General features: G+C 42.7%; 9 protein-coding genes, 2 tRNA genes and 3 rRNA genes. 10 read left to right on the top strand and 4 right to left on the bottom strand.

The window, feature by feature from the left end; all coding sequences use genetic code 11:
* Window positions 1-87: 87 nt before the first annotated feature.
* Window positions 88-846, bottom strand: a complete 759-nt coding sequence (locus MP622_RS13275; protein ID WP_044739593.1) for a helix-turn-helix transcriptional regulator — start codon at window positions 844-846, stop codon at window positions 88-90.
* Between the two features lie 135 nt (window positions 847-981).
* Between MP622_RS13275 and MP622_RS13270 the strand changes: the two genes are divergently transcribed.
* Window positions 982-1,911: a DMT family transporter gene (locus tag MP622_RS13270; RefSeq protein ID WP_243791334.1), complete on the top strand. Its 930-nt coding sequence runs from the start codon at window positions 982-984 to the stop codon at window positions 1,909-1,911.
* Window positions 1,912-2,302: 391 nt separating this feature from the next.
* On the opposite strand, the gene MP622_RS13265 is transcribed toward MP622_RS13270, so the two are convergent.
* From MP622_RS13265 to MP622_RS13255, 3 genes are read right to left on the bottom strand one after another with little or no spacing between them, the layout of a single operon-like run.
* Complete coding sequence (locus MP622_RS13265; RefSeq protein WP_243791333.1) at window positions 2,303-2,872, bottom strand: Sua5/YciO/YrdC/YwlC family protein; 570 nt, start codon at window positions 2,870-2,872, stop codon at window positions 2,303-2,305.
* A gap of 38 nt (window positions 2,873-2,910) precedes the next feature.
* The gene (gene dprA, locus MP622_RS13260) at window positions 2,911-4,056 is read right to left on the bottom strand and encodes a DNA-processing protein DprA (protein ID WP_243791331.1); all 1,146 of its coding nucleotides are present in this window, start codon (window positions 4,054-4,056) and stop codon (window positions 2,911-2,913) included.
* 12 nt (window positions 4,057-4,068) lie between these two features.
* Complete coding sequence (locus MP622_RS13255) at window positions 4,069-5,223, bottom strand: LysM peptidoglycan-binding domain-containing protein (protein ID WP_243791329.1); 1,155 nt, start codon at window positions 5,221-5,223, stop codon at window positions 4,069-4,071.
* Between the two features lie 119 nt (window positions 5,224-5,342).
* Here MP622_RS13255 and def point away from each other — a divergent pair, with 119 nt between their 5' ends.
* The 9 genes from def to MP622_RS13210 all read left to right on the top strand — a co-directional run bounded on the left by def (window position 5,343) and on the right by MP622_RS13210 (window position 15,997).
* Entirely contained in the window at window positions 5,343-5,876 is a 534-nt protein-coding gene (gene def / locus MP622_RS13250) for a peptide deformylase (RefSeq protein ID WP_044739598.1), read from the top strand.
* Between the two features lie 89 nt (window positions 5,877-5,965).
* Window positions 5,966-6,394: a DUF2946 family protein gene (locus MP622_RS13245; RefSeq protein ID WP_243791327.1), complete on the top strand. Its 429-nt coding sequence runs from the start codon at window positions 5,966-5,968 to the stop codon at window positions 6,392-6,394.
* A gap of 68 nt (window positions 6,395-6,462) precedes the next feature.
* Window positions 6,463-8,478 carry a TonB-dependent copper receptor gene (locus MP622_RS13240; protein ID WP_243791325.1) on the top strand — a complete coding sequence of 672 codons (2,016 nt, stop codon included), beginning with the start codon at window positions 6,463-6,465 and terminating at the stop codon, window positions 8,476-8,478.
* A 730-nt stretch (window positions 8,479-9,208) separates the two neighbouring features.
* Window positions 9,209-10,745 (top strand): 16S ribosomal RNA (locus MP622_RS13235).
* A 61-nt stretch (window positions 10,746-10,806) separates the two neighbouring features.
* Window positions 10,807-10,883, top strand: a tRNA-Ile gene (locus MP622_RS13230).
* Window positions 10,884-10,931: 48 nt separating this feature from the next.
* Window positions 10,932-11,007, top strand: a tRNA-Ala gene (locus MP622_RS13225).
* A 384-nt stretch (window positions 11,008-11,391) separates the two neighbouring features.
* A 23S ribosomal RNA gene (locus MP622_RS13220) occupies window positions 11,392-14,283 on the top strand.
* Between the two features lie 207 nt (window positions 14,284-14,490).
* Window positions 14,491-14,605: ribosomal RNA gene (gene rrf, locus MP622_RS13215) — 5S ribosomal RNA — on the top strand.
* Together the 16S, 23S and 5S rRNA genes with 2 tRNA genes alongside form the textbook arrangement of a ribosomal RNA operon.
* Before the next feature lie 894 nt (window positions 14,606-15,499).
* Complete coding sequence (locus MP622_RS13210) at window positions 15,500-15,997, top strand: hypothetical protein (protein ID WP_243791323.1); 498 nt, start codon at window positions 15,500-15,502, stop codon at window positions 15,995-15,997.
* The last annotated feature ends 42 nt before the right edge of the window (window positions 15,998-16,039 follow it).

Raw genomic sequence — 16,039 nt, 5'->3', positions numbered from 1 at the left:
TATCGGGTGTAGATGTTGTAACGAGAATTCACGTCAACTTCAAGTTGAATCCTGCAAGTGAGGTAAAAAGAGCGTGGGGTTGCTGGTTTATTCACGTAATTGAGCGGGTGTTTGTCCTGTATAACGCTTAAAGAATTCAATAAAACTAGAACTATGTTGATAACCCAAATCATAAGCCAGTTTTTTAACTGTCGATCCTGCATGCAGTTGATCAATCGCATACAGAATTTTTGCCCGATTGCGCCATTCTGCGAGACTGAGTTGTAGCTCCTGTTGGCTTAAGCGGAGTAAATGCCTTTCGGTAAACTGAAATTTATGGAGGATTTGTTGCAAACTTTTAGCAAAGCATTGTGGATTGGCCAGTTGCTGTAAGATTGGCTTTAAAACACGGTGTTGTGTTTGTGGTAGGTAGTGCTCATAAGCAGGTGCGGTACGCAGTTGATCGAGTAAAACCTGAAGTAAATGTTCGTATTCCACAGCGGTTGTTACGGGCTTTTGGCGTAGAATCTCTTTAATTAAATGGCGGAGAAAAGGACTGATTTCTACGGCTTTTGTCGTTGTGGGAAAGTAGTTACAAAGCACAGGATGGAGATGAATACAAATATAATGGGTAGGTTGTATCTCACGCGCAATGCAAGCATGAGCAGTATGGGCTGGAATCCAAAGTCCGTAATTTGGAGGCGATAAATGATGTATTCCTTCAATTTCATAATCCAAAATACCATTTAAACTAAAATTAAAATCGCCCCATATGCAACTATGCGCTGCAATTTCATCATTTTGTGCATAAAAATATTCATGCACTTCTATCAATTGAGATAAATCAGTGTCTGCATAACTTTTCATGCAAGATGCCCATTATGAAGGAGGAATGGATGTCGGACGGTTAAATCTGCCATATCAATGTCTGAAAAAACGTATGTCTATTATTTCAGACTTTTAGCACAATAGTCATCCAAGATATTGTAAATGAGTGGGGAAATGCAGCAAAACAAATGGGTGAAATTGGCAGTGATGCTGCCCTTAATTGCAGTGTTTATCTGGTCGCTGAATATCGCAGTGACGCGTTATGTCGCGGATTACATTTCTCCAGTGAGCATTAGTTTTTATCGTTGGTTAGTGGCTTTTATTGTCCTCACGCCACTAATGCTGCCTAAAGTGTGGCAACAGCGTCAGTTAGTTGCATTACATTGGAGGCAATTTGCAATACTCAGTGCCTTTGGCATGTTGCTCTATCAAGGGTTAGCGTATAGCGCTGCGCATTATACCACCGCGACCAACATGGGAATTATTAATGCCTTTATTCCAATTTTTACCATTTTTGTTTCCATCATTATTCTAAAAGAAGTGCCTAATCGTTTTGCTGTCATGGGGAGCTTGGTGTCATTACTGGGTTTACTCTATGTGATTGCTCAAGGACAACTTCAAGCCTTACTTCATTTAGGTGGGCACTGGGGTGATTTGCTGATGATAATTGCCGTGTTCTTTTATGCTTTTTACGGGGTGTTTTTAAAGAAATGGCAACTGAAAGTCCCACTCATGATTAGTCTATACGTTCAAATAGGATTTTCTCTGATTTACCATTTGCCGTTCGTACTTTGGTTAGGCATAGACCGTTTGGATATGCAGAATAGCGCGAGTGTTTTGTATGCGGGCCTATTTGCATCCCTGATTGCACCTTGGGTATGGATGCTTGCTGTACAGCGTTTAGGACCTAATCGGACCAGTATTTTTATGAATTTGATGCCCATTTTTACAGCAATATTGGCTTATTTTTGGTTGCATGAAGCGTGGACGATGCATCACACCATAGGGGGAATTATTATTATTACGGGGATTGTTATGGCACAAATAAAAGCACGGCAGGTACAATCTGAGACAATAGAGTCAACCAGTATGATTAATAAATAATCAAACAGTAAATTTTATTGATTTATTTTTTTTGGACTAAACTACCAGTTATAAGTGTAAATTTTCATACTGTCAAATGATTATTTATTTAAAAATATTTTAAAAATAGCAGCATAGTTTGACTTTTTGAGAAAATTTAACATTTTAATCATGCATTTAATCAAAAAAATGGCGGAGATAAGGGGTTTGTATTTTGATTTGAAATATTAGATAATGTTCACATCAAGAATGATTAGTTAAGTATTTCTTAATAATACTTTAAGTCTAACATTCCGCAAAATTTTCGAACCCTCTGGATGTGATTAACACACATCCTTTTTATGCTCAATCAACCTATTTGATTGAGCTTTTTTTTGTCCAAATTTTCTATAAAATTGATTGTTTTATTCGCTTATGCACGAATAATTTGACCCGTTTCAGCATCTAAAATACGACTAGGTTCTTGGCTTAAACCTAAATCACCATTTAGATAGGTTAAATGATGGTTAAAGTATTTATTGGCTTCTTGCAGCGAACGTGCAGGTTCAAGACCCGCGGGGTTTGCGCTAGTCGAGACAATAAAACCGTTAAAGGCATTGCAAAGCGCCACACATAAAGGATGTGTAGTCACACGAATGGCAACTTTGGGGTGATTACCTTTGATCCAGAGAGGGATGTCTTCACTCGCAGGCAGTAACCAAGTGGTAGCACGCTCGGTTGGGCTACGATTACTCCAAGAGGCGATCACGGTGTCACGCATCTCTTGAGTGAGTCTGGCCAGCAAGTGTTCGACTTGGGAAATATGCCCAGCCAATAAGATGACACCTTTTTCAATAGGGCGTTGTTTTAACTTCAAAATCTCATTAAATGCAGCTTCGTTATAAGGATCACAACCTAATCCCCATACTGCCTCTGTTGGGTATGCCAAGACCTGTCCGCGTTTTAAACTATCGGCAGCTTCGGCAACAGAGGTGGTAATCATTTTCTTGTCCTAATTTAAGCAAAGGCCTATTCTGAACCTTATTGGTTAGGACGACAACGCAAATACACTCCAGATTGTTGCATACATAAACCTAAAAGCTCTAATTCCATCAACTGGGCAGTCAATGTCGCGGTATCTTGCTTAAGATGAATGACCAAATGGTCTAGCGGAGATCCTGTCCAGTTCAGTTGATTATAAAGTGGTATTAAATGCTCGGGAATCTCGGGCTTTGCAAGGACTGAATGTGAGGTTGAGTCGTTTTGTGATTGCTGCTGTGTTTGCCATTGTGTCGGTAAAGCAAGGTCTTCTAAAATTTGTTCAGGATGGCTGACCAAAATTGCGCCTTCGCGAATCAGTTGATGGCAACCTTGATGGAATTCACTATAAATATGCCCAGGAATTGCGAAAATTAATTTTCCTTGTTCTGCTGCAAAGGTGGCTGTTGAGATTGAACCACTTTTTAAACCTGCTTCTGCCACAAGAGTTCCCAAAGAAAGGGCACTGACAATCCGATTTCGGCGTGGAAAATGTTGTCGTAGCGGCGGAGTATGGGGTAAAAACTCACTGATAATGGCACCTGAATGCTGCAAAATTTGCTGGCGAAGTTGCCGATGCTGTGCGGGATAAGTTTGATCGAGTCCTGTGCCCATGACTGCCAGTGTACGTTGATGAGATAAAGCGCCTTGATGTGCAGCCTCATCAATCCCTTGTGCTAAGCCACTGCTAATCACAAAACCCTTTTCACTGAGATAATACGAAAAATCATAGGCAATTTGGCGACCATGTGGACTGGGTTTACGACTGCCGACAATGGCAATTTGTGGCTGCATCAACAGCGAAAGTTGTCCTTGTCCAAATAGAATTGGGGGTTTATCACTATAAGGCAGCAATTGTTGTGGATATTCGGGATCGTGATAACTCAGTACGAAATCACTATGTCGCTCAATTTCTTGAATAAGGTGCTGAAACTTACTTTGTTCAGACTGGGTATAAAATTGTTGTGCACGTTGAATATGATTTTTATGTAAACCTAATTTTGACCAATCTTGCAAATTTTGGGGTTGTACTGCGTTATGGATGCTACCAAAGTGTTGTTCGAGTTTATAAAAACTGCTGAGCGAGTGCTGAACCAAATACCACAAGGTAATGGTGTCCATTTGCACTTGTGATAATGGTTTCAGCATAGCAACTCCGAATTAATCATCCATTAATGGTGGTTGAATATAAGCACCGATTTTGATAGGTAAGGAACTGTCAAGCACATAGCCATAGCTAAAGTGATCAAAAGTTCTGAACACCATTAAGTTACCAATTTTTTGTCCAGGCAATTGCACCATTTCTTTGGTTTTCGGGTCTCGAACCTGTTCACCTTTTTGGTTGATGCTAAATACATGGCCCACTTGCACGCCTTCAAAACTACCGCGATCTATTGTCACGACGCTGTGTTGGGCAGCCGTACCAATAGAACCCATCACGCGAACAATTTGCCCTCCAGCCGTTACATCTTCAGCCATGGTTGGATAGAACAGGGTAGGCAACATTGGGTCATAAACAGGGAGTACACGGTCACCACGACGTACTTCGGCATTAAAGCTATCTGTGAGTTCCAGTGTTGTAATGTCATTTTCACTTGCAACAGCTATGCCCGTCGCCACCTGATTCAGCTCAAGTCCAGCATTATACTTTTTGCCTTTTTCATTGCTGAGGGTGTACGGGTCACCTTCGCGATAAACTGCATATTGCTGGCCCACTTCTAAGCCATTGCCACGCGCATAGATGGTTTGCCCTTTGGCTGCCAATACGCGTTGATCAGCAGTACCTAGTACATAAGGTGTATTTTCTACTGACTCAGGAGCAACAATCGTTGAATGTTCTAACCATTGTTTAATATTGTCCAATGGAATTACAGGAATAGCATCATTTAAGGATTCGACGCGGACCTGAGGTTGTAGTTTGGTGCCGCCAGCATAACGACGGATAATACCATCACAGCCATCACCTTCATCTTTACCTATCAGGGGTTTGCCTTGATAGCTACAAAGTAAAAGTTTATCGCCAGGGAAAATCCAGTGTGGATTTTTCACGTGACGGTTACTTGCCCAAATTTCAGGCCAGCGCCAAGGTTTATCTAAAAATTTCCCCGAAATATCCCAGAGGGTGTCACCCTTTTTCACCACATAAACTTGTGGTGCACCTGCTTTTAATGAAGGTGGATTAACATTACGAGCTGGTGCAGCTTCAACTACTGCGATAGAACCAACACTGATCGCCAAACCGACAGTCAGTGCCAACAATTGCTGTTTAAACCCCAAGGCACTAAAAGATGGCATGCCCTTCAAAACCTTTTTCATTATCATAATTCCTAAAATTATGTACGTAATTTACGTTATAATAACGATATTACACACATTTTTTTGATCAAGCATTCCTTCATTTGGTTTTTTGATCAATGGCATAAGTGAGGATGTTTATGGCCTTATTACCTATTTTAAGTTTCCCCGATCCCCGTCTTCGTACCATTGCACAACCAGTCGAAGAAGTTACTGATGAAATTCGTCAGTTAGCTGCAGATATGTTTGAAACCATGTATGAAGCGCCAGGCATTGGTTTAGCCGCTACCCAAGTCGACCGCCATATTCAGTTGATTGTTATGGATCTATCTGAACATAAAGATCAGCCTATGGTGTTCATTAACCCCAAAATTACCCCATTGACTGAAGAAACCCAGCCCTATGAAGAAGGCTGTTTATCAGTGCCTCAAATATACGACAAAGTTGAGCGTCCGTCACGTGTAAAAATTGAGGCAATTAACCTTGAAGGTCAGTCCTTTACATTAGAAGCAGACGAACTTCTCGCTGTTTGTATTCAGCATGAAATGGATCACTTAAACGGCAAATTATTTGTCGATTATTTATCACCCCTCAAGCGTCAGCGTGCGCGTGAAAAAGTGGAAAAAGTGACACGTCAGCGTCAAAAAGAGAAAGTCGCAGTCAAGCGCGGATAATTTCTCATTAAAAATCATCTTTAAGTATGAACCCAATTCCGATTGGGTTTTGTTATACTGGCGCCGCACAAATTGCAGGATGATTATTTTTGCTTTTCCGTGGTGGTTTGCTGCTGGCATGTGTCGCAGTTTTTTTACAGATTGCTGTTTTTCTACAGCCTTTGTTGCCGAAGCAATATCAAGTTGCTCCGGTCTGTGAAACCATTACGCGTGCATTATTACTCCCTTCTCAAGCGACACACGCTGTTCAAACTTCAGTTGTACATGATCAGCATTCGCATATGCACATGCAGCATCAAGAGCAACCTGCACATGATCATCATGATGTCCATCATCAATGTCAGTACTGTACCGTATATGGCAATTTAGTCTTGCCGCCTGAACTTGATGTAAAGCCAATACTTGATCGTATTCAAGTGCGTTTAATCGCTTTTCAGAAAGCCTTTGCGCATGTTTGGTTTGTTCTACAACAACTCTTTCTGATTCCACAAGGACGGGCACCGCCACTCTTGGCATAAATCCGCTTTCTTTCGCTTGGGTCTTATGACTTAGGCACAGTGTTATTTATGTTTTTAGAGAGATTGATATGGCTCAGCCTAAATTCTTGTTACAGCCTTTATCGGCTGCGATTTGTGTCGCGTGTTATTCAGTCGCGGCTTATAGTACAGAAGTACAACCTGCTCAAATTTTGACTCCTATTGTCGTGACCGCCCAGCAAGGCAATGATGCCAATGGCTTAATTGTTCATGCAGATCCAAAACAACCGACACAGCCAATTCCAGCTGTAGATGGTGCTGCTTATTTACAAAGTATTGTTGGTTTTAATCAAATTAAAAATGGCGGGGCCAATGGCGATGTGACCTTCCGTGGTATGTTCGGTTCACGTATTAAAATATTAACCGATGGCACCGAAAACTTGGGTGCATGCCCTAGTCGTATGGATAATCCAACCTCTTATATTTCACCTGAAAGTTATGACAAGATTACCGTGATAAAGGGACCGCAAACGGTGCAATATGCACATACAGGTTCAGCAGCAACTGTCATTTTTGAACGTGAACCCGAGAAATTGACTAGCGAAAAACCTTATCGTGGGCAAGCCAGTGTCATGGTGGGTTCTTATGGACGTCTGGATCATAATATTGAAACAGCTGTGGGTGATGAAACTAAATATGTACGTTTAAATGCCAACCGTTCAGTTGCCGATAGTTATCAAGATGGTGCTGGACATACAGTTCCATCGGACTGGGAAAAATGGAATGCTGATCTGGCATTTGGTTGGACACCGAATGAAGATACGTGGGTGGAACTGAAGGGCGGTAAGAGTGATGGAGAGGCAGTCTATGCTGGGCGAAGTATGGATGGTTCCAAGTTTGCGCGAGAAAGCCTAGGTTTACATGTTGAAAAGAAAAATATCAATGAAGTGATTCAGAAGATCGAAGCACAAGTGGACTATAGCTATAACGATCATGTCATGGATAATTTTAGTCTTCGTAAATTCACTCCTGTTGATGGTATGTCAATGCCGATGGCATCGAATGTAGCTCGAAGAACATTAAACTCTCGCGTAGCAATAACAACAGAATGGGATAATTGGAGTCTAGTCTCTGGTGTTGATGCGCAGAATAATAAGCATAGCGCTCGTAAAGGGATGATGAATACTTATAAAGATAAACCAAGAGTGACCGACATGGATTTTGAATCTTATGGTGCTTTTGGTGAGTTAAGCTATCAATTGAGTGATCAGAATAAGTTGGTCACGGGAGCGCGTATTGATCAAACTCAAATTGATAATCTGAAGATGGATACGGAACGTAAAGAAACGCTACCGAGTGGATTTGTCCGCCTAGAAAGTCAACTTAAGGATCAGGTGAAAACCTATGTAGGTTTGGGCTATGTTGAGCGTGTACCAGATTACTGGGAATTATTCAGTACCCAATATTATCAAACAGGGACAACCTTCGATCATTTAAACAATGAAAAAACCACACAGTTTGATGCAGGCTATCAATATGAACAGGGTGCATTTAAATCATGGGCTTCGGTTTATGCAGGGCTGATTCAAGATTACATCTTGGTGGCATACACACCAACGGGTTCTATGGGAAAATTGGAAGCCAAAAGCCGTAATGTCGATGCGACCATTGCAGGGGCAGAAGCAGGCATTAGCTATCAATTGACGGATCAGATTCAAGCCGATGTCAGTGCCATGTATGCGTGGGGTGAAAACACCACAGACCATCGCGCATTACCGCAAATTGCGCCGCTAGAAGGGCGTTTCAATTTACGTTATGTTCAAGACAAATATAATCTTGGCGTATTGTGGCGTGTTGTTGCAGCACAAGATCGGACCAGTTATCGCGAAGGTAATATTATTGGCTATGATGTGGAAGACAGTAAAGGCTTTGGCACATTGTCCTTAAATGGAACCTATAACCTGCAAAAAGGCGTTGATCTTTCTGTGGGGATTGATAATGTCTTTGACAAGAACTATGCCGAACATTTGAATAAATTAGGAAGTTCAGGCTTTGGCTATGCTGCAACTGAACAATTTAATAATATCGGGCGAAATTATTGGGCACGTATTAGTATGAAGTTCTAATGAGAAGCCTAAAATAAACAACAACCACTCTTCTCTAAGAGTGGTTGTTTTGCTTTTGAAATAATAAGATGATTGGAAAATGATATAAAAATATACACTTAGAGGAAAAAATACACATAAATTGAATATTAAAGAAACAACTTGAACTAGAAAAATATATAAATTCAAATAAATAGAAAATATTTTAAAATTAAAACAATAACTTAAATTAAATATGGTGTGCTCAATTAGCGTGCTTTAGAGCACTGAATAAAAAATATTAATTTTTATTAAAGTAAATTAAATATAAAAAACAATAGCATAGGTTTTTTATAGTTTGAAAAATATGCACACGATAAAATTAATTTTGAAAATGGTATTGCAACGAGTTGAGAATGCTGTAGAATGCACATCCATCGGCGGTGATGCAGATAAAAACTTGTTGATTAACAAGGATTTAGCTTGGTAGTTAAATTTTTAGATTGATTGAATGAGTTTTAAAAATATCGAAATTACCTGTTGACTTTGATTTAGATTAGAGTAACATAGCCGACCTAGCTTGATGATGACGAATCATCGAGAAGATCATTAAGAGATTATGAAGAACAACTTGTGTGGATTTTTACTGATTGATTGATCGAAATTATTTTCATTGATTGATGGTAGAAATTACTCGAAGTTTATTTGAGAAATTAATGTCAGAAAATTGATGAGCCAGATTTGGTGTTTAGAATAAAGCACTATTGATTTTAAACTGAAGAGTTTGATCATGGCTCAGATTGAACGCTGGCGGCAGGCTTAACACATGCAAGTCGAGCGGAGCGAGGGTGCTTGCACCTTAGCTTAGCGGCGGACGGGTGAGTAATGCTTAGGAATCTGCCTATTAGTGGGGGACAACATTCCGAAAGGAATGCTAATACCGCATACGCCCTACGGGGGAAAGCAGGGGATCTTCGGACCTTGCGCTAATAGATGAGCCTAAGTCGGATTAGCTAGTTGGTGGGGTAAAGGCCTACCAAGGCGACGATCTGTAGCGGGTCTGAGAGGATGATCCGCCACACTGGGACTGAGACACGGCCCAGACTCCTACGGGAGGCAGCAGTGGGGAATATTGGACAATGGGCGGAAGCCTGATCCAGCCATGCCGCGTGTGTGAAGAAGGCCTTTTGGTTGTAAAGCACTTTAAGCGAGGAGGAGGCTCTTAAGGTTAATACCCTTGATGAGTGGACGTTACTCGCAGAATAAGCACCGGCTAACTCTGTGCCAGCAGCCGCGGTAATACAGAGGGTGCGAGCGTTAATCGGATTTACTGGGCGTAAAGCGTGCGTAGGCGGCTGATTAAGTCGGATGTGAAATCCCTGAGCTTAACTTAGGAATTGCATTCGATACTGGTCAGCTAGAGTATGGGAGAGGATGGTAGAATTCCAGGTGTAGCGGTGAAATGCGTAGAGATCTGGAGGAATACCGATGGCGAAGGCAGCCATCTGGCCTAATACTGACGCTGAGGTACGAAAGCATGGGGAGCAAACAGGATTAGATACCCTGGTAGTCCATGCCGTAAACGATGTCTACTAGCCGTTGGGGCCTTTGAGGCTTTAGTGGCGCAGCTAACGCGATAAGTAGACCGCCTGGGGAGTACGGTCGCAAGACTAAAACTCAAATGAATTGACGGGGGCCCGCACAAGCGGTGGAGCATGTGGTTTAATTCGATGCAACGCGAAGAACCTTACCTGGTCTTGACATAGTAAGAACTTTCCAGAGATGGATTGGTGCCTTCGGGAACTTACATACAGGTGCTGCATGGCTGTCGTCAGCTCGTGTCGTGAGATGTTGGGTTAAGTCCCGCAACGAGCGCAACCCTTTTCCTTATTTGCCAGCACTTCGGGTGGGAACTTTAAGGATACTGCCAGTGACAAACTGGAGGAAGGCGGGGACGACGTCAAGTCATCATGGCCCTTACGACCAGGGCTACACACGTGCTACAATGGTCGGTACAAAGGGTTGCTACCTAGCGATAGGATGCTAATCTCAAAAAGCCGATCGTAGTCCGGATTGGAGTCTGCAACTCGACTCCATGAAGTCGGAATCGCTAGTAATCGCGGATCAGAATGCCGCGGTGAATACGTTCCCGGGCCTTGTACACACCGCCCGTCACACCATGGGAGTTTGTTGCACCAGAAGTAGCTAGCCTAACTGCAAAGAGGGCGGTTACCACGGTGTGGCCGATGACTGGGGTGAAGTCGTAACAAGGTAGCCGTAGGGGAACCTGCGGCTGGATCACCTCCTTAACGAAAGATTGACGATTGGTAAGAATCCACAACAAGTTGTTCTTCATGACGATGTATCTGAGGGTCTGTAGCTCAGTTGGTTAGAGCACACGCTTGATAAGCGTGGGGTCACAAGTTCAAGTCTTGTCAGACCCACCACTACTGACGAAGTACGGAAGATCAGAAACATTGACTTATTGATAAGCTGGGGACTTAGCTTAGTTGGTAGAGCGCCTGCTTTGCACGCAGGAGGTCAGGAGTTCGACTCTCCTAGTCTCCACCATCACATTGCATTGCAATGAGCTAAGAAACAAGCAAACGAAGTATTAGATTATAGAAATTAATAAGAAGTTAGCGTAATATGCGCGTCTTGTTAACTTCTGTGATTTATCACAGTTTACTGCAAGCTGACGAGGCTGTAGTTAATCATTAACAGATTAGAAAATTGAGTCTGAAATAAATTGTTCACTCAATGACGAAGAAAGAAGAAGTAATTCTTTGATCTAAGTTGATTGAGAACTAGCAAAAACACTGAATCAAGCGTTTTGGTATATGAATTTAGATTGAAGCTGTACAGTGCTTAAGTGCACAGACAACAAATCAGTAGCAATTAAGTTTGCAACGATAACACTCACTTGTATGTGTTAGCGACTGTTTGGGGTTGTATAGTCAAGTAATTAAGTGCATGTGGTGGATGCCTTGGCAGTCAGAGGCGATGAAAGACGTAATAGCCTGCGATAAGCTCCGGGGAGGCGGCAAATATCCTTTGATCCGGAGATTTCTGAATGGGGGAACCCACCTACTATAAGGTAGGTATTGCAACATGAATACATAGTGTTGCAAGGCGAACGAGGGGAAGTGAAACATCTCAGTACCCTTAGGAAAAGAAATCAATTGAGATTCCCTCAGTAGCGGCGAGCGAACGGGGAAAAGCCCATTAAGTCATGTAAGTTTTAGTGGAATGCTCTGGGAAGTGCAACCATAGTGGGTGATAGTCCTGTACACGAAAGGGCTTACATGATGATGTCGAGTAGGGCGAGGCACGTGAAACCTTGTCTGAATATGGGGGGACCATCCTCCAAGGCTAAATACTCCTGACTGACCGATAGTGAACCAGTACCGTGAGGGAAAGGCGAAAAGAACCCCTGTGAGGGGAGTGAAATAGATCCTGAAACCGCATGCATACAAGCAGTGGGAGCCGACTTGTTCGGTGACTGCGTACCTTTTGTATAATGGGTCAGCGACTTACATTCAGTAGCAAGGTTAACCGTATAGGGGAGCCGTAGAGAAATCGAGTCTTAATAGGGCGTTTAGTTGCTGGGTGTAGACCCGAAACCAGGCGATCTATCCATGAGCAGGTTGAAGGTTGGGTAACACTAACTGGAGGACCGAACCCACTGTCGTTGAAAAGCCAGGGGATGACTTGTGGATAGGGGTGAAAGGCTAATCAAGCCTGGTGATAGCTGGTTCTCCCCGAAAGCTATTTAGGTAGCGCCTCGGACGAATACCATAGGGGGTAGAGCACTGTTTCGGCTAGGGGGTCATCCCGACTTACCAAACCGATGCAAACTCCGAATACCTATGAGTACTATCCGGGAGACAGACTGCGGGTGCTAACGTCCGTAGTCAAGAGGAAAACAATCCAGACCGCCAGCTAAGGCCCCAAAATCATAGTTAAGTGGGAAACGATGTGGGAAGGCATAGACAGCTAGGAGGTTGGCTTAGAAGCAGCCACCCTTTAAAGAAAGCGTAATAGCTCACTAGTCGAGTCGGCCTGCGCGGAAGATGTAACGGGGCTAAAACTATGTGCCGAAGCTGCGGATTTGACATTAGTCAAGTGGTAGGGGAGCGTTCTGTAAGCCGATGAAGGTGTATTGAGAAGTATGCTGGAGGTATCAGAAGTGCGAATGCTGACGTGAGTAACGACAAAACGGGTGAAAAACCCGTTCGCTGAAAGACCAAGGGTTCCAGTCCAACGTTAATCGGGGCTGGGTGAGTCGACCCCTAAGGCGAGGCCGAGAGGCGTAGTCGATGGGAAATTGGTTAATATTCCAATACTTCTGTGTAATGCGATGAGAGGACGGAGAAGGTTAAGTCAGCCTGGCGTTGGTTGTCCAGGTGGAAGGTTGTAGGCATGTATCTTAGGCAAATCCGGGGTACTCTATGCTGAGAACTGATAGCAAGCTGTACTTGTACAGTGAAGTGGCTGATACCATGCTTCCAGGAAAAGTCTCTAAGCTTCAGTTACACAGGAATCGTACCCGAAACCGACACAGGTGGTCAGGTCGAGTAGACCAAAGCGCTTGAGAGAACTCTGCTGAAGGAACTAGGCAAAATGGTACCGTAACTTCGGGAGAAGGTACGCTGCTGACGGTGATGGGACTTGCTCCCTGAGCTATTGGCAGCCACAGAAACCAGGCCGCTGCAACTGTTTATTAAAAACATAGCACTCTGCAAACACGAAAGTGGACGTATAGGGTGTGATGCCTGCCCGGTGCTGGAAGGTTAATTGATGGGGTTAGCGTAAGCGAAGCTCTTGATCGAAGCCCCAGTAAACGGCGGCCGTAACTATAACGGTCCTAAGGTAGCGAAATTCCTTGTCGGGTAAGTTCCGACCTGCACGAATGGCATAATGATGGCGGCGCTGTCTCCAGCAGAGGCTCAGTGAAATCGAAATCGCTGTGAAGATGCAGTGTACCCGCGGCTAGACGGAAAGACCCCGTGAACCTTTACTGCAGCTTGACATTGAACTTTGACCTTACTTGTGTAGGATAGGTGGGAGGCTTTGAAGTTGGAACGCCAGTTCCAATGGAGCCGTCCTTGAAATACCACCCTGGTAATGTTGAGGTTCTAACTCTGTCCCGTTATCCGGGACGAGGACCATGTCTGGTGGGTAGTTTGACTGGGGCGGTCTCCTCCTAAAGAGTAACGGAGGAGTACGAAGGTGCGCTCAGCGTGGTCGGAAATCACGCGTAGAGTATAAAGGCAAAAGCGCGCTTAACTGCGAGACCCACAAGTCGAGCAGGTACGAAAGTAGGTCTTAGTGATCCGGTGGTTCTGTATGGAAGGGCCATCGCTCAACGGATAAAAGGTACTCTGGGGATAACAGGCTGATACCGCCCAAGAGTTCATATCGACGGCGGTGTTTGGCACCTCGATGTCGGCTCATCTCATCCTGGGGCTGAAGCAGGTCCCAAGGGTATGGCTGTTCGCCATTTAAAGAGGTACGCGAGCTGGGTTTAGAACGTCGTGAGACAGTTCGGTCCCTATCTACCGTGGGCGCTGGAAATTTGAGAGGATCTGCTCCTAGTACGAGAGGACCAGAGTGGACGAACCTCTGGTGTACCGGTTGTGACGCCAGTCGCATCGCCGGGTAGCTATGTTCGGAAGGGATAACCGCTGAAAGCATCTAAGCGGGAAGCCTACCTCAAGATAAGATTTCCCTAGGACTTTATGTCCTCTAAAGAGCCGTTGAAGACTACGACGTTGATAGGTTGGATGTGGAAGCATAGTGATATGTGAAGCTGACCAATACTAATTGCTCGTGAGGCTTGACTATACAACACCCAAGCAGTTGTATTTAAAGCTTATAATCGATTCATAAAAGATCAGTTAACCCTGATCTGAAACAAAAAACTTGATTTAGTGAAAGCTAGAACATAAAATTCGACTCAGTTAACTAATCCGTTAATAACTCATTTGGAAAAAACCTTGGCACATACAGAAATGTAAACTTAAGACCAAGCAAGTATCCATAAACAGTTGTGCTGGCGACAATAGCAAGAGTGAACCACCTGATCCCTTCCCGAACTCAGAAGTGAAACCTCTTAGCGCTGATGGTAGTGTGGGGTTACCCATGTGAGAGTAAGTCATCGCCAGCTCATTAATTCAAACACCCCCTTCTAATAAGAAGGGGGTGTTTTTTTATATGCGAATATTATTTAAATTAAATGCTAAAGACTAAAAAATACCTGCCAAGCAGCAAATATAAATAACTTTGTACATCGTTTCCATCTTAAAAGACGTGATATCAATCAAATCACAAAGACTTTTTATAGCTATATTACCCTATTTGCTTTCGACGATTGAACTGACTGTATGAGGCCTTCATTTTGGTAGGGTCGACTAATGATTCAGTGGTCGCCAAAGCTTAATTTTTAATCTAGGGTTTAGTGTTTAGTTAAGAGTATATTTTGCTATACCATTTAATTTTACGAGCGCCATGTTTTTAAAATGCTGTTTAAAATGTAAACAAATCTAAAAGAATACGTTTAATTATGTTGTCATAGGGCATGCTTCAATGCTAATGATCGAAATAGATCACAAATATAAGTAAAACCTAGCCACAGTTCGATTTTGACTCAATCATTCTAGCGTTTTATAGTGATTATTATTGATTAAAAAGTAGGTGATTTAAGCAATTCTGAGATGAAATCGTTCGATTATAAGTGTGGTCATAACTTAGATTTTGAAGAAGACAAGCCGATCAACAAACAGAAGAGGACATAGTAGGATCAAAAAAATTAGAAAAATCGAAGTTTAATTGGTCATGTTGGATAAGATGAAGGAGGTAAAGTTCTATTTTAATTAAAAATTTCTCTGGTCATAATTTTAAAAATTTAACACATGAGTTCCTTATTATTGAATCACATTACTGTTTAAGAGGTTATGACAGAATGACCTCTTAAACATAAACTTAAGGAGTTGATTATGAGACGATATGTATTTTCTTCAAAGATTTTAGTATTTGAAATCAGTAGGGTGAGGGTCTTCCCATGGGAACAACATTAACACTGAATTCAAGATTACTCGCAATCATTGCACAGCGAAACCCAACCATTTATGACATAGTTATACCACGTTTTACTTGCCCATCTGCTGAAACTTGGATTATTGGCAAACATTCTCCAGTTGCAGTGAGTCCACAACAATTACCACCTTCAGAATTGGGTGCACTTGTTGCTTCTGAATTTATACAGATGGTTTGGTTTGCAAACCGTTTTGGATTAGATTCAAGTTCTATTTTGGATGATCTAGATGATTGGTGTCCGACCTATCCAAAATGGCCCAAAAGGATACCTTGGTTAACTCCTCAGATCGATATTTCAAGACAACCATTGCCTGAGCCTCCTACAAATTGGCTTTTAGATTTTCATCTGGGATTTGCTGCAAGGTTAGCCACAGCCCAACTAGAAGAGAGCATGATCGGTGAGATCGTGACTAAAGCATTCGAGCGATCCGCTGCGTTGATTGAGTCTGAAAAATACATATAAATACTTTGGCAATTTTTTGATGAGGTTCATTCAGCATGGATA

It is taken from the genome of Acinetobacter sp. PK01 (assembly GCF_022819285.1).
In the GTDB taxonomy this organism is placed as follows: domain Bacteria; phylum Pseudomonadota; class Gammaproteobacteria; order Pseudomonadales; family Moraxellaceae; genus Acinetobacter; species Acinetobacter tandoii.
The sequence above is the reverse complement of the archived record's forward strand: the minus strand, read 5'-3'. Positions and strand labels throughout refer to the sequence as shown.